This window comes from Mucilaginibacter sp. P4_A11 (assembly GCF_056402535.1).
Genome location: NZ_JBFUHE010000003.1, coordinates 18299 through 43483 on the forward strand (window position 1 = coordinate 18299; position 25185 = coordinate 43483).

25 protein-coding genes, 1 tRNA gene and 1 other RNA gene are annotated in these 25185 nt (G+C 41.8%); 15 read left to right on the forward strand and 12 right to left on the reverse strand.

The window, feature by feature from the left end:
• Positions 1-128: 128 nt before the first annotated feature.
• From AC1DUD_RS07285 to AC1DUD_RS07310, 6 genes are all read right to left on the reverse strand, one after another.
• Positions 129-434 (reverse strand): helix-turn-helix domain-containing protein, encoded by a 306-nt coding sequence (locus AC1DUD_RS07285; protein WP_477373085.1) that lies wholly within the window; start codon positions 432-434, stop codon positions 129-131.
• A gap of 12 nt (positions 435-446) precedes the next feature.
• Positions 447-902 (reverse strand): helix-turn-helix domain-containing protein, encoded by a 456-nt coding sequence (locus AC1DUD_RS07290; protein ID WP_477373087.1) that lies wholly within the window; start codon positions 900-902, stop codon positions 447-449.
• A 2-nt stretch (positions 903-904) separates the two neighbouring features.
• Entirely contained in the window at positions 905-1237 is a 333-nt protein-coding gene (locus tag AC1DUD_RS07295; RefSeq protein WP_477373089.1) for a type II toxin-antitoxin system HigB family toxin, read from the reverse strand.
• A gap of 101 nt (positions 1238-1338) precedes the next feature.
• Complete coding sequence (locus tag AC1DUD_RS07300; protein ID WP_477373091.1) at positions 1339-1704, reverse strand: ORF6N domain-containing protein; 366 nt, start codon at positions 1702-1704, stop codon at positions 1339-1341.
• Between the two features lie 15 nt (positions 1705-1719).
• Positions 1720-2970, reverse strand: a complete 1251-nt coding sequence (locus tag AC1DUD_RS07305; RefSeq protein WP_477373093.1) for a site-specific integrase — start codon at positions 2968-2970, stop codon at positions 1720-1722.
• Positions 2971-3284: 314 nt separating this feature from the next.
• Positions 3285-3358: transfer RNA gene (locus tag AC1DUD_RS07310), tRNA-Ile, on the reverse strand.
• A gap of 65 nt (positions 3359-3423) precedes the next feature.
• Between AC1DUD_RS07310 and AC1DUD_RS07315 the strand changes: the two genes are divergently transcribed.
• The gene (locus AC1DUD_RS07315) at positions 3424-4056 is read left to right on the forward strand and encodes an HAD family hydrolase (RefSeq protein WP_477373095.1); all 633 of its coding nucleotides are present in this window, start codon (positions 3424-3426) and stop codon (positions 4054-4056) included.
• A gap of 30 nt (positions 4057-4086) precedes the next feature.
• Here AC1DUD_RS07315 and AC1DUD_RS07320 read toward each other — a convergent pair whose 3' ends face one another.
• On the reverse strand, positions 4087-5289 hold the full coding sequence (locus tag AC1DUD_RS07320) for a proline dehydrogenase family protein (RefSeq protein ID WP_477373097.1): 1203 nt from the start codon (positions 5287-5289) through the stop codon (positions 4087-4089).
• A gap of 58 nt (positions 5290-5347) precedes the next feature.
• Between AC1DUD_RS07320 and AC1DUD_RS07325 the strand changes: the two genes are divergently transcribed.
• The 10 genes from AC1DUD_RS07325 to AC1DUD_RS07370 all read left to right on the forward strand — a co-directional run bounded on the left by AC1DUD_RS07325 (position 5348) and on the right by AC1DUD_RS07370 (position 15384).
• On the forward strand, positions 5348-5554 hold the full coding sequence (locus AC1DUD_RS07325; protein WP_477373099.1) for an RNA-binding S4 domain-containing protein: 207 nt from the start codon (positions 5348-5350) through the stop codon (positions 5552-5554).
• Positions 5555-5556: 2 nt separating this feature from the next.
• On the forward strand, positions 5557-6615 hold the full coding sequence (gene aroB / locus AC1DUD_RS07330; protein WP_477373102.1) for a 3-dehydroquinate synthase: 1059 nt from the start codon (positions 5557-5559) through the stop codon (positions 6613-6615).
• A 1-nt stretch (position 6616) separates the two neighbouring features.
• Positions 6617-7543, forward strand: coding sequence for a sterol desaturase family protein (locus tag AC1DUD_RS07335; protein WP_477373104.1), 927 nt, complete (start codon positions 6617-6619; stop codon positions 7541-7543).
• A 38-nt stretch (positions 7544-7581) separates the two neighbouring features.
• The gene (locus tag AC1DUD_RS07340; protein WP_477373106.1) at positions 7582-8439 is read left to right on the forward strand and encodes a PH domain-containing protein; all 858 of its coding nucleotides are present in this window, start codon (positions 7582-7584) and stop codon (positions 8437-8439) included.
• 260 nt (positions 8440-8699) lie between these two features.
• Positions 8700-9608, forward strand: a complete 909-nt coding sequence (locus AC1DUD_RS07345; protein ID WP_477373108.1) for a prephenate dehydratase — start codon at positions 8700-8702, stop codon at positions 9606-9608.
• A gap of 95 nt (positions 9609-9703) precedes the next feature.
• Entirely contained in the window at positions 9704-10834 is a 1131-nt protein-coding gene (locus tag AC1DUD_RS07350) for a chorismate mutase (RefSeq protein ID WP_477373110.1), read from the forward strand.
• A gap of 7 nt (positions 10835-10841) precedes the next feature.
• The gene (aroA, locus tag AC1DUD_RS07355) at positions 10842-12161 is read left to right on the forward strand and encodes a 3-phosphoshikimate 1-carboxyvinyltransferase (RefSeq protein WP_477373112.1); all 1320 of its coding nucleotides are present in this window, start codon (positions 10842-10844) and stop codon (positions 12159-12161) included.
• A gap of 131 nt (positions 12162-12292) precedes the next feature.
• On the forward strand, positions 12293-13387 hold the full coding sequence (aroC, locus tag AC1DUD_RS07360; protein WP_477373114.1) for a chorismate synthase: 1095 nt from the start codon (positions 12293-12295) through the stop codon (positions 13385-13387).
• 128 nt (positions 13388-13515) lie between these two features.
• Positions 13516-14748 carry an MFS transporter gene (locus AC1DUD_RS07365; protein WP_477373116.1) on the forward strand — a complete coding sequence of 411 codons (1233 nt, stop codon included), beginning with the start codon at positions 13516-13518 and terminating at the stop codon, positions 14746-14748.
• Positions 14749-14757: 9 nt separating this feature from the next.
• Positions 14758-15384: an HAD family hydrolase gene (locus AC1DUD_RS07370; protein ID WP_477373118.1), complete on the forward strand. Its 627-nt coding sequence runs from the start codon at positions 14758-14760 to the stop codon at positions 15382-15384.
• On the opposite strand, the gene AC1DUD_RS07375 is transcribed toward AC1DUD_RS07370, so the two are convergent.
• Positions 15374-15886 carry a DinB family protein gene (locus AC1DUD_RS07375; protein WP_477373120.1) on the reverse strand — a complete coding sequence of 171 codons (513 nt, stop codon included), beginning with the start codon at positions 15884-15886 and terminating at the stop codon, positions 15374-15376. The genes AC1DUD_RS07370 and AC1DUD_RS07375 overlap by 11 nt on opposite strands.
• Positions 15886-16851: a glycosyl hydrolase gene (locus AC1DUD_RS07380; RefSeq protein WP_477373122.1), complete on the reverse strand. Its 966-nt coding sequence runs from the start codon at positions 16849-16851 to the stop codon at positions 15886-15888. The genes AC1DUD_RS07375 and AC1DUD_RS07380 overlap by 1 nt, the downstream gene beginning before the upstream one ends.
• Before the next feature lie 271 nt (positions 16852-17122).
• Here AC1DUD_RS07380 and AC1DUD_RS07385 point away from each other — a divergent pair, with 271 nt between their 5' ends.
• Positions 17123-18565, forward strand: a complete 1443-nt coding sequence (locus AC1DUD_RS07385) for a L,D-transpeptidase scaffold domain-containing protein (protein WP_477373124.1) — start codon at positions 17123-17125, stop codon at positions 18563-18565.
• Between the two features lie 70 nt (positions 18566-18635).
• Here the strand turns inward: AC1DUD_RS07385 and AC1DUD_RS07390 are convergent, their stop codons facing one another.
• The 3 genes from AC1DUD_RS07390 to AC1DUD_RS07400 form a co-directional block, all read right to left on the reverse strand.
• Positions 18636-19427 (reverse strand): murein L,D-transpeptidase catalytic domain family protein, encoded by a 792-nt coding sequence (locus AC1DUD_RS07390; RefSeq protein WP_477373126.1) that lies wholly within the window; start codon positions 19425-19427, stop codon positions 18636-18638.
• 217 nt (positions 19428-19644) lie between these two features.
• On the reverse strand, positions 19645-20223 hold the full coding sequence (locus AC1DUD_RS07395) for a nitroreductase family protein (protein ID WP_477373128.1): 579 nt from the start codon (positions 20221-20223) through the stop codon (positions 19645-19647).
• A 74-nt stretch (positions 20224-20297) separates the two neighbouring features.
• The gene (locus AC1DUD_RS07400; protein ID WP_477373130.1) at positions 20298-22733 is read right to left on the reverse strand and encodes an alpha-ketoacid dehydrogenase subunit alpha/beta; all 2436 of its coding nucleotides are present in this window, start codon (positions 22731-22733) and stop codon (positions 20298-20300) included.
• Positions 22734-22869: 136 nt separating this feature from the next.
• Between AC1DUD_RS07400 and AC1DUD_RS07405 the strand changes: the two genes are divergently transcribed.
• The 3 genes from AC1DUD_RS07405 to ssrA all read left to right on the forward strand — a co-directional run bounded on the left by AC1DUD_RS07405 (position 22870) and on the right by ssrA (position 25127).
• Positions 22870-23268, forward strand: a complete 399-nt coding sequence (locus AC1DUD_RS07405; RefSeq protein ID WP_477373132.1) for a DUF1573 domain-containing protein — start codon at positions 22870-22872, stop codon at positions 23266-23268.
• Between the two features lie 132 nt (positions 23269-23400).
• Positions 23401-24630, forward strand: coding sequence for a pyridoxal phosphate-dependent aminotransferase (locus AC1DUD_RS07410; RefSeq protein ID WP_477373134.1), 1230 nt, complete (start codon positions 23401-23403; stop codon positions 24628-24630).
• Between the two features lie 128 nt (positions 24631-24758).
• Positions 24759-25127, forward strand: a transfer-messenger RNA (tmRNA) gene (ssrA, locus tag AC1DUD_RS07415).
• Positions 25128-25185: the final 58 nt, after the last annotated feature.

The following is a 25185-nucleotide window of genomic DNA, read 5'->3' on the forward strand; positions in this document are numbered from 1 at the left end:
TTTACTGTTGCGATTTGATTTATTGACAATTCCTGAATTAACTCCGGCTAGGTACTTGCTATGTTGATTTTTATCAGCGATTGAAAACTCCTTGTCGAATCCTGTTAAATTGCTGAGACAAAATTCAATTAAATCTGTACAGACAACTGTAACCGTCCGCCAAGACCGTTTTCTATTATATTCTGGAGGACTGAAATTTTTACATTCTCAGCGTCCAGTTCGGCTTTGCTGATGAGCGCTTTGGTAATACCGCACTTCTTAGCCAGTTGTTCCTCTGTCAATCCCTGCGCTTCTCTTGCCTGTGCAATGGTAACGCCGACCATGAACAGTTCAATTCCGCTATCATAACGCTTACGCTCAGGTGATCCTTCCGGACCGATAAATTGATCACGTACTTCTTCAAACGAGGTGATATTTTGCTTTTGTGTTCCCATTATTAAGTCTTCTTAATGCCTAGCTAGTTGTTGTGTTGATACTTTAGTTATATTTTCTGAATTTAATTTCAGTTGGTCTTCGGGTATTTTAAGTTTATAAGGCCGGTTAAAAGCTTCTTGTCTGACTTTGAAATGAGTTGCAAGTTTTCGGATCACTTCTTTTGATAAGCCTTTTTTATAATTTAAGATATCAGATACATACCCTTTACTTACCCCTAATAGTGCAACCAATTGCTGCGGCCTTAAATCATGTTCTGCCATGAATGAGCGTAACAAAGCTATCGGGTCGAGTTCGGTAAAGGTACGGTGAGCTTCATCGAATGTTTCGATCAATAAGGTAAGCAAATCGATCTCGTCCTGAACAGCATCATCGATTTCTGAACTTACTAGTTCCTCCAAAACCCTGCAATAGGTATCGTATTGATCCCTTGATTTGATAATTGTATATTTTAATTTTATTGCTTCCATCTTCAATATATATTAATGGTGTACTGTAAACCTTGTTTGCAGATCTTATCATAATCTGCATGGGTACCGATCCAGCAAACAAATAAGTGAACCTGCACCGCGCCGAATAAATATTTGCAGATCATCCGGTAATTATTGCCGCCGATATCGAACACGATTCTATTACTGCTTTTTCCCAAAAGGTCAGCTGTGTTAAAAGTGTAATTTATATCAGCTGGCTGTTCCCAATCAGCAAATTTCAGTTTCGCGGTCCAATCTCCAAGAGGCACCCGGCTTCCCGGATACCGGAATGCAAAATCCAGCAACGTTTGTTTTTTAATCAGATGAATTTTCATCTTTAAGCAAATTTAGGTAAAAGTTCACAAAAAGAGAACTTGTAATTTTTTTTATTTGGAAAAGGGATAGCGCAATCATTGATTGCACTATCCCAAGGCCTTTAAATAATATTTTTATAAGAAAAGAGCTGTTCGATGATCAGAACGCTAATCTGGGCCGCACGTGGTCCTTTTAATACACCGGAAAGCATGAACAGCCCGCTGTTGGTGAATGCCAAAGGCGGCAAACGTTTTGTGATAAACAGACCGGGCGAAATTTTCTCAGCAATTTCTTTCCACTCATCAGAGGTGAGCCAGAACATGAAATCAGCTGGAAAACGCTTTGAGTTTTTGGTTACCGTTTTATGGAGAACTGCGATGTTCACCTCATATAATGCGGCAGCATCGAAATCAAATACTACGGTTTGGTTACGAACTTTAAAAACTTTGCCGGTCAATAATTCTATTAATTTATCTGGAGTTGCCATAATTTAGATCATTAATTATTTCTGTTTAACATCTGCCTGATTGTTCTCAATTATCTTTTTAAGTTGTCCCATGTCATCGCTGATTTTTTTAAGGAGCACCCTTGCATAGATCTGTGTGGTCGCGATCTTTGTATGGCCCATCATTTTGCTCACTGTTTCTATCGGAACATTATTGGAAAGGGTTACAGTGGTCGCAAATGTGTGACGCGCAACACCGAAGGTGAGTGCCTTTTTGATCTGGTTCATGAAACCGATCTCTTTCAGATAACTGTTTACTTTTTGATTGGATAAATTAGGGAATAGCGTGCCGGTGATCTCGGCCCGGTCTGAAATGTTGTACCGCTCCAGTATTTGCTGTGCCACAGGAAGTATAGGAATATTGGTAGGCTCATTACTTTTCTGGCGGAACAACTTGATCCATTGCGCACCGTCTTCGCCGGCCGTAATATTGGAATCTTTCAGATTCATTAGGTCTATATAGGAGAGGCCGGTATAGCAACTGAACACAAAAAGGTCGCGTACTAAATTCAAACGGTCTACTGCAAAATCCTTCTCCTGTATGGAGTTAAGCTCTTTCTGATTAAGAAATGCGGTTTCGACCTTTTTGTAACGGAACTTATAATTTTTGAAAGGGTCGCGTGATATCCAGGTCAATTTTAGCGCAAGCGTCGTCATCTTACGCAGGCGGATCAGGTGTTTCATTACGCCGTTGTTATTAATCGGCCTTTGATGGTCTTTAGGCTTGTGGTTCCGCAAATAGGTTTCAAAATCAATAATGAACTTATAGTCGATCTCATTGATCTTTACGTCAGTCGTGTTCCGCTTTTCTTTTAGGAATTTTTCCAGGTATCGGCGGGTTACCGCATAATGTTTCAGCGTACTCCAGGTCAGGGCGGCTGAAGCGGTCTCGTAATGGTAATCCATCAGTTTGCTCAGGGAGTAAGTTTCCTCAGTTTGTTCACCGAGGAACATGGATTTCAGCAATTGCGCGGTAACTTCTTTCCCCGCGATCTGTAATTGCTGGTAATAGGTTGTGATCGTGAATTTGACCTGCTCCAGGTACGCATTGGTCTCTTTGGCTTCCGTAACTTTGACCTTTAGACCGCCGCGGCCGGCATCCCAATTGTCGATCTTGACCTGATGTTTCAGCGCGAAACGGATGCGCTCTTTGTTAACGGTAATGGATACGTAAACGTTGGTTACGCCATCCTTTGCCCTTTCTTTTTTGATGGTGAAATGCACACCAAATGACTGCGATGTTTTCATCTTTTTACAGTTTTTAAGTGAATAAATGATTAATTACATCCCGAAAAGGTCATTTTTCAGGGGCCAGGAATGGGCCGGGAACAAATTATGAGTAGCCCTTTTTAGTGCTTTTGAGTCTTTAGTTCAAACACCTAAATAACTGTAAATAAGTTCCTTACATCATTCTCGGCCCCAAAAGTAAAAACTTATTTCGGGGGTCCGGATTGGTGTTTCACCACGTGCATTCGTAAGGACTGAAAAGGATTCGAATAAAATAAAAAACCCTCTAAATCAATGACTTAGAGGGTTGTTACACTGGCAGAAATGCCATTTTGTGCGCCCACCTGGGCTCGAACCAGGGACCAAAAGATTATGAGTCTTCTACTCTAACCGACTGAGCTATAGGCGCGGTTATTTTGTTTTTGTTTGCGGGTGCAATTTTACATATTTGCGGCCATATCTCAAACTCTTTTTATGGAAAATATTAAAAATATCATCTTCGATTACGGTAACGTTATTTTCAGCCTCAGCTTCACCAGTGTACAACAAGCATGGAATCAATTAGGTATAAGCAACCCTGAAACGTTTTTCGGTCACAAAACCCAGGATGAAATTTTTGACAAATTTGATCGCGGTGAAGTTACAGCAGCTCAGTTTAGGGATTACGTCAGGAAAAAAACCAGCAATCCATCTCTCACTGATGACCAAATTGATGGTGCATGGAACAGTATTTTAGTTGGCATTGCCGAAGGTAACCATGATTTGCTGTTAAAACTAAAACACAAATACCGCACTTTTTTACTCAGCAACATCAACGCTATCCATTACGATCATATAATGAATTATCTTAAAGCAGATTTTGGTTTTGATGGTAACGATCACCTTTTCGAAAAAACATACTACTCACACCTTACCGGCAAACGTAAACCAGAACGGGCTATTTTTGAGCAGGTATTGAAAGAGAATAATTTAAACCCTGAGGAGACCCTTTTTATTGATGACAGCCCCCAGCATTTAGAAGCTGCCAAAAAACTGGGCATTCAAACCTTTTTGATGACTGCGCCCGATACGATACAGCTATTTGCAAAAAGGGAGCATTTAGTTTAATAAATGCTCCCTTTTACTGGTCTTTACAAATTAAGCGCTTCGGCGCTTTCTTTCTTTGGTTATTAAGCCTAGCTCGCGGCTCATTTGTCCGGCTATAGCCGTATTTTCCTGAGCCCTGCGAAACAAATACGGAAGCACTGCCTTTACCGGTCCGTAAGGCACGTATTTAGCTACATTGTAATCAGCATCGGCAAGGTTAAAGCTCAGGTTGTCACTCATGCCCAATAATTGCGAGAAATAAACATGCGGATGCTTATGATCGATGCTTTTATTATCCAGTAACTCGGCCAGCAGGCGGCAGCTTTCTTCATTATGAGTGCCTGCAATAAATGCTATTTGGTCGATATGGCTTGTACAATAATCAAGCGCAGAATCATAATCAAGGTCGGCCGATTTTTTATCAGGCTGAATTGGAGATGGATATCCCTTTTCTTCGGCTCTTTTACGCTCCTTTTCCATGTAAGCGCCACGTACGATTTTCGCTCCTAAAATAAAACCCTCTTCTTGAGCAATGGAGTGGTCATTTAGTAACGATGCCAGCTTATCGTGCCTGTACATTTGATAGGTATTATATACAATAGGCTTTTGCTTATTAAACTGCGTCATCATGGTGAGGGCAAGCAGATCGATAGTATCCTGGATCCAGCTTTCTTCCGCATCAATCATTACAGGCACGTTGCTTTTATGAGCTTTATCGCAGATGGATAACACGCGGTTTTGAACTCTCCTCCACTCCTCTTCCTCTGTATCATTTAATTTAAGACGGGCATCAAGTTTTTCGAGCAGACCAAAACGCCCTACACCTGTTACTTTAAAAACAGTAAGCGGGATTGCTTTATCTTTAGCGGCACGCTCAATGGTAAGAATGATCTCGTCGCGGGTATTATCAAATACGGTTTCTTCTTCTTCTCCTTCTACCGAATAATCTAATATAGTACCTACCCTGCCGCTATAAAGGTTTTTAATGGTATTATCACATTCGGCAATAGTTTCGCCGCCGCAAAAATGCTTAAATATCGTAGCTTTGATAATTCCCTTTATAGGTAAACCGATCTTCATAGCAAAATTGGTGACCGGGGGGCCTATCTTTACTAAAAAGTTAACGTTGATCATCCTGAACAGCCAGTAAGCGCGGTTCAGATCAGTATTGGATGAATGGCGAAAAGCTATTTCTGTATTTTCGAACGAGGGCGTATTTCGTCCTTGATTATTGTTAGTTTCGTTAGAGGTCATCTGCAAAATTATAAAATGATAACTCATAATTGCATGAATAGTTTATTTTTGCCATCCCATGATCGAATTTAAGTTAGAAGGGGATTTCATCCCAATGATCCAGCTACTCAAAGCTGCGAACTTAGTACAAACCGGCGGCGAGGCGCAAATAGTTGTAACTGAGGGTCTCGTGAAATATAACGGCGCGATTGACTACCGTAAACGCCTTAAGGTAAAAAGGGGCGATACGGTTGAGTTTGATGGGAATAAAATTATAGTAATATAATAATGAACACTATTCTAAGCGATAATTACTCGGTTTATTTTGACAATAGCCTTAATGAGTTAGTTGATTTTGTTAAAAAAGGCAACTACTCAAAGTTTTTTATTTTAACTGACGAAAATACAGGCGAGCACTGCCTGCCGTTACTTACAAGCAAATTAACGGAGTTTAACAATTACGATCTGATCGAGATATCATCGGGCGAAGAAAGCAAGAACATTGATTTCTGCATAGGTGTTTGGAAAATGCTGATTGATTTTGGCGCCGACCGTAAAAGCCTCATGATCAATCTTGGTGGCGGTGTTATTACAGATATGGGAGGCTTTGCTGCATCTACCTACAAACGAGGGATAGATTTTGTGCAGGTGCCCACTACCCTGCTTTCGCAGGTTGACGCATCCGTTGGCGGCAAAACAGGTATCGACGTTGATGGCATCAAAAACATTATCGGTACATTCACCATGCCTAAGGCCGTATTTATAGCCCATGAGTTTTTACAAAGCCTTCCGCCGCGCCAAATCCTTTCAGGCCTGGCCGAAATGCTTAAACATGGTTTAATTGTCGACTCTGAGTATTGGAACAAACTTAAAAACAGCGACCTCAAAAACCCATCTGTTGAGCTTGTCCATCGTTCGGTAGAGATCAAGAACGAAATTACCATCAAAGATCCCCACGAGAAAGGTATCCGTAAGGCGCTTAATTTTGGCCATACTATTGGTCATGCTGTTGAGACATATTCATTACTTCATGACAAAGACAGCCTTTCACACGGTGAGGCGGTTGCCATCGGCATGATCTGCGAATCATATCTCGCCCACAAAAAAATGGGGTTGCCTTCAGACGAACTTCATGAAATTGTTAAGGTATTGACCGATCTTTACCCAAAATATACGATTAAGGAAAAAAGCTTTGACGAGTTGCTCCTGAACATGAAAAAGGATAAAAAGAACGTGGGAGACGAAATTAATTGCACCTTATTGACACATATAGGTGAGTTTAGTATTGATAATGTGTGTACAGCCAACGAACTTTGCGATAGTTTAAGATATTACATCAGCTTGTAACATGCTTCAGCAATTAGATTCGCGCAAAGAGGCCGCCCTGGTTTTGATTGGCTTATTGGTTGTTTTAACACTCGTTGAAATGGCTTTAAGCTACCGGGAAGACCGCAAGTACTACGAAACCCGCGATACGCTTACCAATATTTACCTTACTTCGCTTGCCGTTGTTACCAACTTTTGCGTTAAGGTGTTTACATTTTTCATATTGGATTACACGTACCAGCACTACAGGCTTTTTCAAATTCAGAATATCTTTTGGTATTGGTTTGTATTAGTCATAGTTCAGGATTTTTTATACTGGGTACTTCATTATACCGGGCATTATTGCCGCATGTTTTGGGCTATGCATGTTACCCATCACTCGTCCGAGCATTTCAATTTCACAACAGGTTTCAGATCTACGGTTTTTGAACCGCTTTATAGGGTATTCTTTTACCTGCCGCTGGCAGTAATGGGCTTTAATGCTTTAGATATTTTATATGCTTATTTAATTACCCAGCTTTACGGCAACCTGGTACATACACAGTACAAAATTCCGCTGCCAAAATGGTATGGATGGATTTTTGTAACCCCTGCGCATCACCGGGTGCACCATGCATCCAACATTCCTTATCTTGATAAAAATATGGGCATGGTGCTTATTATATGGGATAGGTTGTTTGGTACTTTTCGTGATGAAGATTTACCCGAGCCTGTTAAATACGGCTTAACCAAACAACCTGAAGATATGGGGCCGGTGAACGTTTTATTTCATGAATGGAAAGCATTGCTGCATGATGTAAAAAATGCCCCCGATCTTAAATCAAAAATCGGTTATTTTATTCACCCACCAGGATGGAGCCATGATGGCAGCACCCAAACTGCGCGCGTACTGCAACGGGAATATAGGGAAATGGAAGAGGCACATAAAAAACACGAAACTGCAGCGTAACAATTCTATATTAGCATCGGTCTTAATAACCTAAGCCAATGCTACAATTAATATCCAAACTTCAGCACAACACTTACGAAAAAGGCGAATTTTCTGACGAGCAGCCTCGTGATTTAGATGAAACGATTCAGTCTATAAAAGACTTCCCCTGGGATGCTGAAAGAGCACTTATAGATATTCAATTAACCGGGCCTTCAGTTACCATTCAGGACGATGACCTAAACTACCTTAAACTTGGGCTGTATTTCAATGGTAAATTTTGTATTTATTATCTCGACAGGGATAATCATTTATATGAGTACCACGCAAAAACTATTGATGAAGCCTGCGGTTTAGTTACAGATTTTTTTAATCAAACGCTCGATTTAAGTTTATTCGAAAAACACTTCTTTAACATTGGGAACAAGCCTCACTTTATAACTAACGATTTTATATACCGGTTTAACTCCGCCAAGATATTCGCGATTGGGTTAGTGATTTCAGTTTACTTGTTATTTCTTTTCAGCGTGCTGTTTTTTACAGCTATTGGAAAAGAGAAAGCTATGCCTGTGAGTGTAATTTTAACAGTGATCATAACGTTGGGAGTATTTATTGGCTATATCACTGCAACAACTATGAAGGGGAGGCACCAATATTTACAGATATCGAAGGGGAAAAGCCAATTTTCATATGGATACGACGAACAGCATATTGTTGTATATGATAAAGCAGATATAAAAGAAATTTCCTACGCTCTTGGCGGTAAAGGATCAGTAGGTAATGTTAAAATAATATTTAAGAATGGTGAATTTATTCAACCTGCTAATTTACTTGATGGAATAACGTTGCTCGAAAAATTCCCCAAAACGCCTAAAATTATCACAAATAAAAGGTTTGCTTCTTTTAGCGCAAGATAAAAATGGCTGTCTATCCAAATTAAATTTGGTTGACTATTCTTTTTTTATAAAAAATAAAATTTTCTATTGACAAACTCTTTTTTTACCGTACATTTACGTCGTAATAAAAAAACAACAAATGAAATTAACAGGTGCATATTTTTTTGGTTACTACTTTTACTTCAACAGTGAGAGCCGGGACTAATATGTACTAAACAAACATATAAAGAAACTAAAAAGTCCCGGCCCATAAGCCGGGACTTTTTGCTTTAACAGGGTTTATGAAAATAGAAAGACCAAAAGTTGCAATTCAGGGGATCCGCGCTTCTTTTCACGAAGAGGCCGCGATCAAATATTTTGGTGAGAATATTGAAACCATTGAATGCAACTCTTTTAAGCAAACATTTGAAAGCTTAAAGAAACGTGAAGCTGATTATGTGGTAATGGCTATCGAAAACAGCATTGCGGGTAGTATCCTGCCCAACTACACACTGCTGCTTGATTACGGCTTCCCAGTGGTTGGCGAAATTTACCTGCCTATCCAACTGCACCTGATGGCTTTGCCGGGTGTAAAGTTTGAAGACATTAAATATGTAACCTCCCACCCTATTGCTTTGCGCCAATGTGTTGATTTTTTTGACGAATACCCGCACCTTAAAATTGTGGAGAGCAGCGATACTGCAGCTTGTGCCAAACGCATCAGGGATGAACAATTAACTGACACCGTAGCCGTAGCCAATGCTTTGGCAGCCCAGCTTTATGGTTTGGATGTGCTGGAACGCCGTATCGAATCAAACAAAAGGAATTTCACCCGCTTCCTGATCATGACTCAGCATGATAATGTTGAGAAGAAACCTGCTAACAAAGCTTCGTTATGTTTCCAGGTGAGTAACAAAGTTGGTGCATTAGCCAAAGTGCTCAATATTTTTGCCGAAGAAGGCGTAAATATGAGCAAGATCCAGTCGATGCCGATTTTGGGTAAACGCAACGAGTACAATTTTTATGTAGACGTTGAATGGGATGAACAAAAGCAATATGATACATCGATAAGGCAGATCCTTAAGTATACCCATAACTTCAACATCCTTGGCGAATACGAAAGGCATGACGATGAGCCAAACACTACCCCAAAACCACACCGCGCTGAAAGAAGTATCCGCAAGTATATCAATATCAGGCGTAACGTATAAGATAAAGGTGCTATATCAAACAGAAACCAAAAAAATTAACATAATTAAAATTATTAACTAACATTCCCGGCTATCACCGGACAAACAAAAACAAGATGAAACTAAATTTAAACATACAGCCGCTAAACACCTGGATTAAAACAGGTAAGGAACCTCTGGTGATTTCAGGCCCTTGCAGCGCTGAAACAGAAGAGCAATTAGTAGCCACAGCACATTTATTAGCCCAAACAGGTAAAATTTCGGCACTACGTGCAGGTATCTGGAAACCACGTACCCGTCCGGGTGAGTTTGAAGGTATTGGCAGCATTGGTTTAGAGTGGTTAAAACGCGCTAAAGAAGAAACCGGCTTGCCAACCGCCGTTGAAGTTGCTACCGCAAAACACGTTGAAGAAGCTCTTGCCGCAGGCGTTGATATTCTTTGGGTAGGTGCACGTTCAACTGCAAACCCGTTCACTGTTCAGGAAATTGCCGATGCATTAAAAGGTGTTGACGTTCCTGTGATGGTTAAAAACCCTGTAAACCCTGATCTTTCATTATGGGTTGGTGCTTTAGAGCGCATCAACAACGCGGGCATCACTAAACTGGCTGCTATTCACCGTGGTTTCTCATCTTACGAAAAATCAGCTTTCCGTAACGAGCCAATGTGGGATGTTGCTATCAGCTTAAAAACTTTAGCTCCCGAGCTGCCTATCATCAATGATCCAAGCCACATCACCGGTAACCGTGATTTGATCGGCTACATTTCACAAAAAGCGTTAGACCTTGATATGCAAGGCTTAATGATCGAATCACACATTGATCCAAGCGTAGCATGGACTGATGCTAAACAACAGGTTACCCCTGCTGCCCTTGCTGATATTATCGACCATTTAACTTTACGCAAACCAGAAGTTAAAAATTCTGAAGTAAGCGATAAACTGGCCGAACTACGTAACCAGATTGACAAAATCGATGACCTGGTGATCCAGAAAATTGCTGAGCGTATGCAGATCGCTGAAAAAATCGGTCAGTACAAAAAAGATAACAACATTACCATTTTACAAGTTGGCCGTTGGGATGAGATCCTGCAAAAACGCACAACCTATGGTAAAGCATTAAAATTAAGCGCTGAGTTTACCGAAAAACTGCTTGAATTGGTTCACAACGAATCTATCCGCAGGCAAACAGAAGTAATGAACGCCGACGCAGCTCAAGGCCAGGCAGCAGAAAAACTTACACACGCCTAATATTTTAATGATGCATAACATCATCCTTAAAAGAAACAACAAGCTCATTAACGGTACGGTTAACCTCACTGGTTCAAAAAGTGAGTGTAACCGTGCCCTTATCATCGAAGCGCTAAGCCAGGGCAAAGTAAAGGTAGAGAACGTATCTGACGCCGCTGATGCTGTTTTACTGGCAGGTATTTTGAGAGCGACTCAAGAGTCAGGAATCAAGAACCAGGAGGTTTTAGCAGGCGATGCTTCTTCTGATTCTGAAATCGAAAATTGTAAATCTCAAATCGTAGATATCGGTCCGGCGGGTACGGCTATGCGTTTTTTAACGGCTTACTATGCCATTCAGGAAGATGAGGTTATCTTAACCGGCAGCAAGCGCATGAAAGAAAGGCCGATAGGAATATTGGTTGATGCATTGCGGGTGCTGGGTGCCAATATTGATTATGAGGATAATGACGGTTATCCTCCCATCAAACTAAAAGGTGGCTTTAAGCAGCAAACCGGCAAGATCAGTATCAAAGGCAATATTAGCAGCCAGTACATTACAGCTTTGTTACTGATAGCAGCCCGACTTCCTTTAGGTCTCGAATTACATATTGAGGGAGAGTTAACTTCACGTCCTTATGTTGAAATGACTTTGGCCATGCTGGAAACTTCTGGTATCAAGCATACATGGGTAGGTAATGTTATCGCAATTGCAAACCAGGAATTTACGAAAACATCACTCTACGTTGAACCAGACTGGAGCGCTGCCTCATACTGGTACGCCATTGCCGCGTTGGCTGATGAGGCCGAACTGTTTTTAACAGGCCTTACGCCTTATAGCTTACAGGGTGATAGCGTGATCACCGAGATCATGGCTAACTTTGGTATCACTTCGCAGTTCACGGATGGCGGTGTTCATTTGAAGAAAGAGAACAAGCCAATTTCGCGCCGCGAGTTTGATCTGAAAGAATGTCCCGATCTGGCACAAACTGTCATTGTTGTTTGCGCGGCTCTTAACCATGAAGCATCGTTTACAGGCTTGGAAACTTTAAAGATCAAAGAAACTGACCGCATCCTGGCCCTGCAAACCGAGCTTGGTAAAATGGGTGTTAAACTAATTGAAAAAGATGAAGTTTACACGCTTGATTGCAGCGGCAAGTTTATTCCGGATAACATCTTCATCAATACATACCATGACCACCGTATGGCTATGGCCTTTGCGCCGCTGGCACTCATCCTTCCGCAAATGGAATTTGAGAACGGTCCGGTAGTTGATAAATCGTATCCCGCTTTCTGGAATGATCTGGAAAAGCAAGGGTTTGAAGTGGAAGAAGTAGTGGCGAAAGCTTAAAAAGCAATATTAAACCACGTCATTGCGAGGCACGAAGCAATCCCCGATTAGCAGGTTCGCCCTGTATAGTTCCCGATTGCTTCGTTCCTCGCAATGACGGTTATAAATACTAACATCTCATATCTAAAACTATGGCAGGCAATTCATTCGGGCAATTATTCAGGATAACTACTTTTGGCGAATCACATGGCGAGGCCATTGGTGTAATTATTGACGGATGCCCGGCCGGCTTACAGGTTGACCTTGACTATATCCAGGGCGAACTGGATAAACGTAAACCTGGTCAATCAAAAATAACTACCCAGCGTAAGGAAAGCGATACGGTAAAAATCCTTTCGGGCGTATTTGAAGATAAAACTACAGGTACCCCTATCGCTATGCTAATCCCTAATGAAGATCAGCGTTCAAAAGACTATAGTCACAACGTAGATGTATTTCGCCCCTCGCATGCCGACTATACTTATCAAACCAAATACGGGATCCGTGACCATCGTGGCGGCGGCCGCTCATCAGCCCGAGAAACTGCTGCCCGTGTTGCTGCAGGTGCATTAGCCAAACTGTTATTGAAAACACAGGGCATCGAGATTGTTGCCCATGTGAGCAGCGTAGGCAAAATCAATTCGCCCAATGTATTCATCAATGATCCGCTTGAATTTATTGAGGAACGCGAAAAGAATATCGTACGTTGCGCCGATCCGGCAACTGCCGAAGAAATGATCGAATTTATTGATAGCGTACGTAAAGATGGTGATACCGTAGGCGGCAAGATCAGCTGTTATGTAAAAAACTGCCCGGTTGGTCTTGGCGAACCCGTATTTGATAAACTGCATGCCGATTTAGGCAAAGCCATGCTGAGCATCAACGCCGTTCATGGCTTTGAGTTTGGCTCCGGTTTTGAAGGCAGCGAAATGCGTGGTTCTGAACATAACGACATCTTTGTAAAATCGCATTTAGGCGACATACAAACCATCACCAACTTCTCGGGCGGGATTCAGGGTGGTATCAGCAATGGCATGCCCATCGAATTTAAGGTTGCCTTTAAACCGGTAGCCACCATCATGAAAAACCAGGCTACCATTGATAGCGAAGGCAACGCTGCCGAAATTTCAGGCAAAGGTCGTCATGATCCTTGCGTGGTTCCGCGTGCTGTACCTATTGTTGAGGCTATGGCAGCTTTTGTTTTAGCCGATCACTGGCTTAGGAACAGAAATGCCCGCTTAAGCTAAAGGCTGAAAGCCTAAAGCTGAAAGCATTTCATTCTATATCTTAAGGCTAAAAGTTTAAAGCAATCCTTATTAAAGCTTTGGGCTTTTAGCCTTTAGCTTTAAGCTCAATAACCTACCTTTGTAAAGTCATGCTTACCTCAATTATCCGATTATACAAACAAGCCTATAGCGGACTTTCAAAAAACAGCTGGTACCTGAGCATCGTAATGCTTATTAACCGCAGCGGTACCATGGTTGTGCCCTTCATGACCATTTACACCATCAGGCAGCTGCATTTTACCATTGAGCAGTCAGGTTATATCATGGCTATTTTTGGCGTAGGTGCTGTATCCGGAGGATTTATTGGCGGTAAGCTGATCAATAAAATAGGCTTTTATGATTTGCAGGTTGGTGCTTTACTTACCGGCGGATTACTGTTTTTGATTCTCGGTTATCAAACCAATTTCATCAGCATGGCTATTTTCACGTTAGTGCTGAGCATCTGCAACGAATCATTCAGACCGGCCAACTCAACGGCTATAGCACATTACAGTACCGAAGAGAACAAAACACGCTCCTATTCCCTGAATCGGCTGGCTACAAACCTGGGCTGGGCATTTGGCGGTGGTTTAGGGGGATTACTGGCTTCAATAAATTATCATTTACTTTTTTGGGTAGATGGCTGTACAAATATCGCTGCCGGTATATTACTTCTTACCTTAATGCCGCGCTCAAAAGTGGCAAAAACCATTAAGGAAGCTGTTGCCGGTTTTGAAGAAGTGTTTTCATCGGCTTACAGAGATGGGGTTTACCTTTTATTTATCTTATTAGCGACACTGTTTGCAACTTGCTTTTTCCAGTTCTTTATTATGCAGCCTGTATTTTATAAAATACAATGGCATTTTAACGAGCGCTTTATTGGTTTTCTGCTGGCGTTAAACGGGATACTTATCGTTTTAATTGAAATGATACTGATTAACTGGCTTGAGGGAAGACGTCATCCATTGACTTATATTATTTCAGGGATCTTAGTTTCGGGCGTTGGCTTTGTATTGCTTAATCTGATGCCGCACGTACCATCGGTAGCTATATTGATCGTATGTATGATAACTTTGGGCGAAATGCTTTGCATGCCTTTTATGAATACATTTTGGATCGGCCGATCAAATGCGCGTAACCGGGGCGAGTATGCTGCTCTGTACAGCATGTCGTGGGCAGGAGCACAGATCATAGCTCCATTTTTAGGCAGCCAGGTTATTGCCTACGGAGGATTTGAAATGCTTTGGTGGTTATTAGGCGGTGTTTGCCTGGTTGTGGCCTTTGGCTATTTCATCATGAGGCGGTCAATACATATCAATAAACGGGTTCCTGTTTTACCTTAAACTGCTGTTATGAAAAAAGCCATCATATTAGATCTTGATAATACCATATATCCGGTTAGTTCCATCGCCGATTATTTATTTAATGAACTGTTCAACTTTCTTGATCAACATATTGCAGGCGAGGGTATAGATCATATCAACAAAGCAAAGGAGGATTTGAAACGCATCCCATATCAAAAGGTAGCAGACAAGTATCAGTTTAGCGAAACCGTTAAAAATAAAGGGCTTGAACTATTGAACAACATTGAGTACAAGCTACCAATGCAGCCCTTTGATGACTATAAACATATCCACGAAGCAAACATTACTAAATTCCTGGTTACCACGGGTTTTACCAAATTGCAATGGAGCAAGGTAAAAATGCTGAATATCGAAGCCGATTTTGAAGCTATCCATATTGTCGATCCAGAACTTTCGCCACTAACCAAAAAGGATATTTTCGCATCGATATTGGAGAAATACAATTATCAACCAGAGGATGTGCTGATTATCGGTGATGACCCTGAATCAGAAATAAAGGCCGCGAGCGAATTGGAAATAGATACATTTCTATATGATCCCGAAAATAAACATCCAGATGCTAAAGTAACCTATCGTTCACAAAATTTGAAAGATGCAGCGGCTCTTATTGCTTAAGTACCTTTACAGTAACAATAAGTTGCCCCAAATGCCGCATGGTATGCTCTGCCGAATGGGTGTATAAACCGATCACAGTCGATGGTAATTGCGCCCGCCCCACTCCTCTCCAATCGGTTAATGTAGATTCATCAGTAGTTTTAAGCTGCTGTAGCACAGCGTCGACCTTTTGGATAAAAGCCTTAACCAAAGACCCAACACTCATTTCTCCTTCACTTTGTTTTCCCTCTGCCGCGAGATAGGCTAATTGCTCATCGTTCAATAACCCGCCTTTGGCATAAGTAAAAAGCCTGTCGAGCACGCCCGTTAAATGCTGCAAATGAAAACCCGGCGAAGCCATCCCGGCAAGCTTTTCCCATAATAAAGTTTCAGGAAAGTCGGTCATTAACTCATTGAGCTCTTCCCTCGCCTGTAAAAGAGCGTGTGCTATCGGTTGCAGCAAAGCGGGAACATCCGCCAACGGACCGCGGAGCCAAACCTCAGGTAATTTTGTTTCAGACATTAGTTTTTATTTAGCAATGCTTTTACTTGTTCATGATTAAGCGTTTGAGGAAGGCCATATATCGTCCTTACCCGCTCGTGTGTATTATCAGTCCAAAGCCAGCTTGTCCATACCATAAACCAGGCCCATTCGGGTTGCGCTGCCAGAATTTCGGGTTTTGGCAGTTCACCGGTTTCTGTCAGTGCTATGATCTTGCCATTAGCAACTTTAAGCAGATCATTATAATCCCCTTGCTCGTAATCGAAGTGATAAATATCCGCGCCCAAAATATCTACATATTCAGCACCAGGATAAAAATCTTTATAATCATAGGCTTCATCTTGTGGCAGATCGCGCAAACCGTTCGGGCCCCATACCCAAATCAGGTTGTTTAAGTGATGATAGTTGGTATAACGGTCGTACATCATCTTCCATAATTTGATAATACCGTCATTGCCCTTTTTGTTTCCCCACCAAAACCATACACCATTCATTTCATGGTATGGCCGCCATAAAACAGGCACACGAGCGTCCCTGAGCTGTTTCAGGTAACCGGCTATCACATCAATCTGGGTCAGCCACTTCTTGTTCAAATCGGTATTCGGGGTTGTTAGCTCCTTCCATTGTGCATCGGTCAGTTTTCCCTGAATGCTTTGCTTCCAATCATATGGCGGGTTGTCTAACGGCCGGCCCTGGTGCCACATGAGTGTTACCAGATAGCCATCCTGCCATTTCTGCTTAGCTTCATTAACCAGGTCCTGCCCCAGGTCTTTATCTCCCCAAAGCATGAAATCTGAACCCCACACAGCGGGATAGTGTCCTGTAATAGCTTTGGCACTGTCTGAAAAAACGTCACGATCACTGTTATAATTTTGCTGCCCCGATAAAATATGCTTCCCTTTTATACTATAAAGGAAGCCGAGCAATTTATTTACTTCAGGCGATGCTTCTTTATTTACGGGTTTAAAACTCTGTGCTAATACCATGAAAGGCAATGTTATAATCAAGGCTAGAGATAGTAGTTTTTTCATTTTAATTAAAACAGATTATGCGGTATAAGGGTTACGTTTGGCTATGTTCAAAAATAAATAAAAAGCACAGTCCTTTATGGTATAGGTATTGCTATTGATATGCAATATTTAACTATCTTTCGTTTATATGATACCTATTTCTTTTAAGAAACACTTTATCCCAATTATACTTTCCTCGTGTTTTATTTTACTGCTTGCTCTTCAGAGCTGTAAAAAAAAGCATGAAATGATTGCTGAAGACATGTTCAGGATCACACAAAATGAGATTTTTAAAAAGGCCGACACCGAGGAATACATCCCTGTATTTAAAAGAGTATTCGCAAAATACAGGTCTAAAACAGCCAACCCACTGGTTATCGAATCATTTTTTAAAAAGAACGAGTACCAGCCAATTTTAGTAATAAACCACTTAAACAATGGCGACCTCGAAGCGCTGCCGGAATACCTTGATAAGATCAACGAACATGGCCTTGATCCAACCATATATCCATCGGCAGAGATCAAAGCTCTTGTAGCCAAACTCAAAGATAAAACAGCGATCACAACCCTTGATGAAGCCTATGAAACTGTTGCTAAACTTGAAATTTTAGCCGCTGGAGCCTTCGTAAAATATTCCAATGCGCTGCAATATGGAGTCATTAACCCTAAAAAGATCTATTCAAGATACTTTATGGCTACTCGCCGACCCGACAGTACGACCATGCTTGCTACTTTAAGCAGAGGGGATTACAAAGCGTTTCTTGATAGCATCCAACCTAAAAATGCGCAATATTTAGCCCTGCAAAAGGCATACAGGGACAGCGCTACAATTGAAGGTCTTTCAAAAGAAGAAAGCAAACGTTATTTTTTAGTTAGCCTTGAGCGCTTACGCTGGCGGAACAAGCCCTACGAACCCAAATACGTGATCGTAAATATCCCCGATTTCAGGCTTGATGTTATGGAGGATGGCAAATCGGTTTTAAATATGAAGGTTTGCGTTGGCCAGGGGCGTAACATGGAAAATCAAAACACATTGGAGCATTTTGACGATACCGCCCGGGCAGATAAACCGTTCCCGCGCGAAACGCCGATATTAAACAGCGTGATTCATAGCGTTGAAGTAAACCCAGTTTGGAACATTCCGCGCAGTATCGCTACCAAAGAAATCATTGTTGAAGCTGCAGACGACCGTTTTTACCTAGCGAATAAGAACATCGATGTGTTTAAAGACGGCAAAAGGATAGCCGACCCTGAAACGATAGATTGGACACAAGTAACCCCTGATAACCTCGAATACGAATTTAAACAGCGCCCTGGCGAAGATAACTCGTTAGGTAAAATCAAATTCCTGTTCAAAAACCGCAGCAGCGTTTACCTCCATGACACACCTAATAAAGCGGCATTCCGCAAAACGATGAGAGCAGTGAGCCATGGCTGCGTGCGCTTAGGCGATCCCCTCGGCCTGGCAAAGAATTTATTTGGCGAAGGCGCTGATATCGACACCATTGCAAATGATATGATAGTGAATAAACCGGAGCCTACTAATATTGGCTTGCCGAAGAAAACGCCTATTTATATCACCTACGTAACCTGCTGGGCAGATGAAAATGGCGCTATCCAATACCGGCCTGATGTTTACGGTTTAGATATCGTACTGTACGCACACCTGCAAAACTTTTTGGCAAAATAAGCAAAAAAATAGCCCGGCAAACTTTTAAGTAAGCCGGGCTTCATGATTTGGTTTATAGTTGGGGTTGGATTTAAAACTTAGCAAAACTGAATGAAGTGTCAGCACTCGCCATTAAATTAAGCGGCCCTGCTTCATCCAGGTATTTTGAATAGTACGACTCATCGTTTCCGCTAATAAAGAAAACGGTTTTGCCGGCAATAGTACTGATAACTTTATTGATCACCTTTGGCGATACTGCCGGACAGCCAAAGCTTCTGCCTATAAAGCCTTGTTCATTAATGGCAGCCGGGCCAACATAATTGGCACCATGAACAACAATGCTGCGCATGCGTGCATTGCCGTTAAAGCCTTCGTCCATACCGTCAAGATATAAAGACCGGCCGTGTTTGCCGTTATAAACTTTGTCGGTTATGTAAAACCCCAGGCTGCTTTCATGCGAATCGTTGGCATCAGAAAAACGGCTGGCCATTTCGTCGCCGCTTCCCGACCCGTGTGCCACCCAGGTATTAAGCACCAATTGCTTACTGAGCAAATTAATGATCCACATACGCTTTTCACGGCTCGATTTACTAAAATCAACCACTGTAAGCACGTTGCTGCTTTGCGGCACAGCATGCGAAAGCTTTAAATTGGTATAACCTGTTACTGCCTTTTCAAATACGTTAAAAGCTAAACCGGTCTCCCCAAGGTGGGCCGCTTCATATAAATTATTAACGTATTGCTCAAATAATTCCTTTGTTGTAAACGCTGCATTTTTTTTCTTTGCACTCACTGATCTGTTTGCACCATCCGATCTCCAGCTTAAAATTGTTGCTGAAAGGAGAAAGATCGCCATAGTAACCCACAAAAAATGTTTCCTCATACGCTTGCCTGAGTTTAATTTAATTTTAATTAATTAGGGTGTAGTAACAGGGTTTGGATAGAAGGTTAACCTGATGTTAACAGGTTAATACAAAAATATACTTTAAAACTTAAAATCCAAATGAGTTAAATAGTATTTTTTACTCAAATGAAAATAAATTTAAAACTAAGCAATATTTTCGACTGTTATACGGAGCGAAAATGGAAAGGTTATGGGTTTATTTAACCCATTTAATTTTATTTTCCAGCGGAATGGTTCGTTTCCCTTCGGGATACTGATCGGCATAACCAAGATATAATACGCCCATCACATTATCTTCCTCCCTTAAATTCAGAAACTCCTTAAACGCAGGTTTTAAGATAGCGCCACCAGTGCTCCAAAACGAGGCCATATTTAAGGCAGTAGCGCCCAGCAGTATATTTTGAATAGCGCTCGATACAGCTGCAACTTCTTCAAAGGGCGGTATTTTCGGCAGATTGCCACGTTGCATAACAGTAATGATCACGTGCGATACCTTATTGCCAAGCGTTTTCAGGTTATTATAAGCGGCCTCATTAAATTCTTCAGCAGATACGCTCTTTTTATAAACCTCGGCATGTTCAGCACAAAACTGCTCAGGGTTTTCGTAAACAATGAAGCGCCAGGGCTCAGTAAAGCCATGGGTTGGTGCCCAGTCAGCAAGCTCAAGTAAAGCAGCAATATGTCCGTTTGGTGCTTTATGGCCATTCATCATGGCCGGTTTTACACTACGGCGGGTTTTAATATTTTCGGCGACGGTTAAAAAAGTATTGTCCATAGTAGATTTAAAAGAATGGTTGGTAAACTACTGATTTTATAATCACTAATTCACCAACCTATAATTATAACTAATTAATAAATAGCGGGATATTTTGAAGGATTAGCCTCGTTCATCATAGCGTAAACGATTTCAATAACATCGTCAACTGATGGTTTACTGAAATAATCGCCGTCCGAACCATAAGGAGGCCTGTGTTCTTTAGCTGTAAGCGTTTTGGGCTGAGCATCAAGCGCATAATAGCCATTTTGTCCTTCTAATATTTTTTGCAGGATATAGGCAGAACCCGCTCCCGGCAGGTCTTCATCAACAACCAGCAGCTTGCTGGTTTTCTTTAACGAAGCACCACAAACATTCTCTGTATCAAAAGGATATAATGTTTGAGGATCTATCACTTCGATATTGATACCCATTGCAGCCAGTTCATCAGATGCCTCCTGAACTATACGTAGCGTTGAGCCGTATGATACCACAGTAATATCATTGCCTTCCTTCAAAACTTCAGCTTTACCAAGCGGTACGGTAAAATCCCCAACGTTAGCCGGTAGTTTTTCTTTCAGGCGATAGCCATTCAGGCACTCTATTACCAAAGCCGGCTCATCACCCCTTAGCAGCGTATTATACATACCTGCAGCCTGGGTCATATTACGGGGCACACAAATATGGAAGCCACGCATCGACCCCAAAATAACACTCATTGGCGAACCTGAATGCCAGATCCCTTCTAACCTATGACCGCGGGTGCGGATAATAAGCGGCGCTTTTTGCCCGCCCATAGTACGGTAACTTAAGCTGGCAATGTCATCGCTGATGATGGTTATTGCGTAAATCAGATAATCGAGGTATTGGATCTCGGCAATTGGCCTTAAACCACGCATCGCCAGGCCCATACCCTGTCCTATAATGCTTGTTTCGCGAATGCCTGTATCACTAATGCGGATATCGCCATATTTAGCCTGCAAGCCGGCAAAACCCTGGTTAACGTCACCTATCGCACCCAAATCCTCACCAAAGGCAACGATACTTTTATCACGTGCAAAGTTAGCATCGAAAGCTGCATTCAATACTTCCCTCCCGTCTATCACTTTTGCATCATCACTGTAAATAGCAGGCACAACAGGAACATAAAGTGGAGATTCTGGTGTACCGGTAAATAATTTTGAATTGTAACGGTCCGCATTTTTTGCACCTTCAACTTTTAACCATTCTGTTAAAAGCTGGCGTTCAATATTATTTTCGGTGGTAGTTAAGCGTAGCGCTTTACGAATAGCCGAAAAGATCTCGCGCCTGCCGGCATCAATACTCGAGCTTAAACCGGCTGATAAAGCTGATATTGTTTCCCTTTGAGATGGAACTTTTTCGGCAAAGGCCTCTAACAATCCTGAAACTTCTTCTATTTCCCCTTTTATAACAACGGCCAATTCATTTGCCGCTTCGCGTTGGCATTCGCGTACAAATCTCTTTGCTTCAGCCTCAAGCTCCTCAAGTTCAATTTCAGTAATTATAGCTGATGCGATCATCCACTCACGCATTTTCAGCAAGCAATCGTGCTCATCCTCCCAGGCCAATCTTTCTTTGCTTTTGTAGCGTTCATGTGAGCCCGAGGTTGAATGCCCTTGTGGCTGGGTCATTTCAGTAACGTGGATCAGGACCGGCACATGCTCTTCGCGGCAAATGTTGATAGCGCGCTCATAAGTTTCGCAAAGGGCAATATAATCCCAACCACGAACTTTAAAGATCTCGTAACCGTTGCTGCCATTTTCACGCTGAAAACCCTTCAACACCTCCGAGATGTCTTCTTTAGTGGTTTGCAGGTTTGCCGGAACGGAAATGGCATAAGCGTCATCCCAAATAGAGATGGCCATAGGCACCTGCAATACCCCACCCGCGTTAAAGGTTTCAAAGAACGAACCTTCAGATGTAGCCCCATTGCCAACACTACCAAATGCTACCTCGTTACCATTAATTGAAAATTGTTTAAGATAATCCAGCTCTTTATTTTGACGGTATAATTTTGAAGCGTAAGCCAAACCCAATAAACGGGGGATTTGCCCAGCAGTTGTTGAAATATCCGATGAACTGTTCATCGTTTCAACCTGGTTAACCCAGCTGCCGTCGGTATTTACAAAACGTGTAGCATAATGACAATTCATTTGCCTGCCGCCCGAGGCGGGGTCTTTTTCAATATCAGGGTTAGCGTATAATTGAGCAAAAAACTCCTTCATATTGCTCATGCCGGTAGCAAACATAAAAGTTTGATCGCGGTAATAGCCCGCGCGCCAGTCGCCGGCACGAAAAGCCTTCGCCATAGCCAGTTGTGCAACCTCTTTGCCGTCGCCAAAAATACCGAACTTTGCCTTGCCCGTTAGTACTTCCCTGCGGCCTATCAAACTGGCTTGACGGCTCTCATAACCAATACGATAATCATCAATAACAATCTTCTTGAAATCATCAAAACTGAGCTCGGCAGTATTAAATTTACTGGTAGCGCGTGTTGTAGTTTCAGGCATATAAAATTTTGTTTAGACGGTAAAAGTATAAAATTCTATTCTGTATTAGGCAAACTAACAGATAAAACCCGGAGTTTGAGTAATAGTTTTGTAATTACATTAAACCTTTTATATTTGTAATAATCAAATATAACGTATGAAAAAGATATTAATGATTTGCGCGGTAATATTAGGCTTTGCCTTCACCGCATCGGCACAAGATAGCGGGAAAGCTGAGTTTAAATTTAACGAAGAAAAACATGATTTTGGTAAAATACCACAAGGCACTCCCGTTACTACCGTATTTGAATTTACCAACGTTGGTAAGGAGCCGCTTATTTTAACAGAAGTAAGGCCAACCTGTGGCTGTACCATTGCCGACTACACTAAAACTCCCGTAAAAAGCGGTGATAAAGGCTCCATCAAAATCACTTACAATGCTGCTGCCGCTGCGCCATTTAACAAAACTATTGTTGTTAAATCAAACGCTGCGACACCCGAAAAATATTTAATCATTGTTGGTGAAGTTGTGGCTAAACCCGCGGCAAGCAAGTAATTTTCAAATGCTTGATATATCCCTATATCAAACGGGATATTTAAAATGATATTTAAAAGACCCGAAACAGGGTCTTTTTTCGTTTACAAAGGTTTTACAAAACAATATTTTCATTTTTAGTAATTTTGCAGGATGCCAAAAATATCTGAAAAGGGCCAGCGAATGCCCGCATCACCGATACGTAAATTAACACCTTTTGCTGATAAAGCTAAGCAGGACGGGAAAAAGGTATATCATCTCAACATCGGCCAACCCGATATTGCAACACCAGATGGCATGCTGAATGCCATTAAAAACATCGACTTCAAAGTTTGGGCTTACACCCCAAGCGAGGGTACATTAAGTTACCGTAAAAAACTTACAGAGTACTATAATAAACTGAATTATAATATTACTTCCGAAGATATTATTGTTACCACCGGCGGCTCGGAGGCAATTACCATAGCCATGATGGCCTGCCTTGATTCGGGCGATGAAGTGATCATCCCTGAGCCTTTTTATGCAAACTATAACGGCTTTGCAAGCCAGGGCGATATTGTGGTTAAGCCTATATTATCATATATTGATAATGGTTTCGCGCTCCCTCCTATCAGCGAATTTGAGAAACTGATAACACATAAAACCAAAGCCATCATTATCTGTAACCCTAATAATCCTACCGGTTATTTGTATTCGAAAGAAGAGATGGAAGCGCTGAAACAGTTGGTTTTAAAACATGATCTGTACCTGTTTTCGGACGAAGCATACCGTGAGTTTTGTTATGACGGCCGCTCATTTATATCGCCAATGCACATGGATGGGCTTGAGGAAAACGTGGTAATAATGGATACCGTGAGCAAACGTTACAGCGCTTGTGGCGCCCGCTTAGGATGCCTGATCACAAAAAACAAGGAATTACGTACAACAGCATTGAAGTTTGCCCAGGCCCGTTTAAGCGCAGGTATGGTAGAACAGATTGCCGGCGAAGCAGCCGTTGATACTCCTGACAGCTATTTTGAAGCAGTTAATAAAGAATATACCAGCAGGCGCGATACCCTTGTAAGCGCATTGAACAAAATGGATGGCGTTTATTGCCCTAATCCGGGTGGTGCTTTTTACGTTGTTGCCAAACTGCCTATTGATAATGCCGACAAATTTTGCCAATGGATGCTTGAGTCATTCAGTTTTAATAACCAAACAGTTATGATGGCCCCTGCTACAGGTTTTTACAGCACACCAGGTGCCGGATCAAATGAAGTACGCATGGCCTATGTTTTAAACAATGACGATCTGAAAAAGGCTATGGTTTGTTTAGATGAAGCATTAAAAGTTTATCCGGGGCGAATAGTTAGCAACGAACAGTTGTCAGTTGGCAGTTTGTAGCAGCTGGTTACAGCAGGCAGTTTCTTTATTAATATCTGCAAACTGCCTGCTGTTAACTGCAAACTAAATTTGTATATTTGTACCCTTAACTGCAAACTGCCCACCGGCAAATGCGAACTCAAAAAAATGGGGTCGACCGGAATTGACAGGATGGAGATAAGTAGGTAAGCATGCAGCGCGTTGGGTGAATTAGCGCTTAAATCTGAACGCTCAAACTTACAAATGGCGAAAATAACTACGCCTTAGCTGCCTAATTTAGAATTAGCATAGCTTTTGTCCCACCGGTTTTCCGTTTCATCGGATCGGCAATCGGGGCATCGAAAGATGAAACTGGTTTGCTTAAGGTGTGCATAGCGAACGAGATAAAGCACCTAAGGAAGACGGTACAGGTAAGCGACTGACCTTCCCCTTCCCTACAATTAAACAGAAGCTAAGCATGTAGAAAGCTTACCTTATACCATGTTTGGACGAGGGTTCGAATCCCTCCGGCTCCACTAAGCAATCGCCTGTAAATCAAAAACTTACAGGCGATTTTTATTTTCAGGCACCAACGTG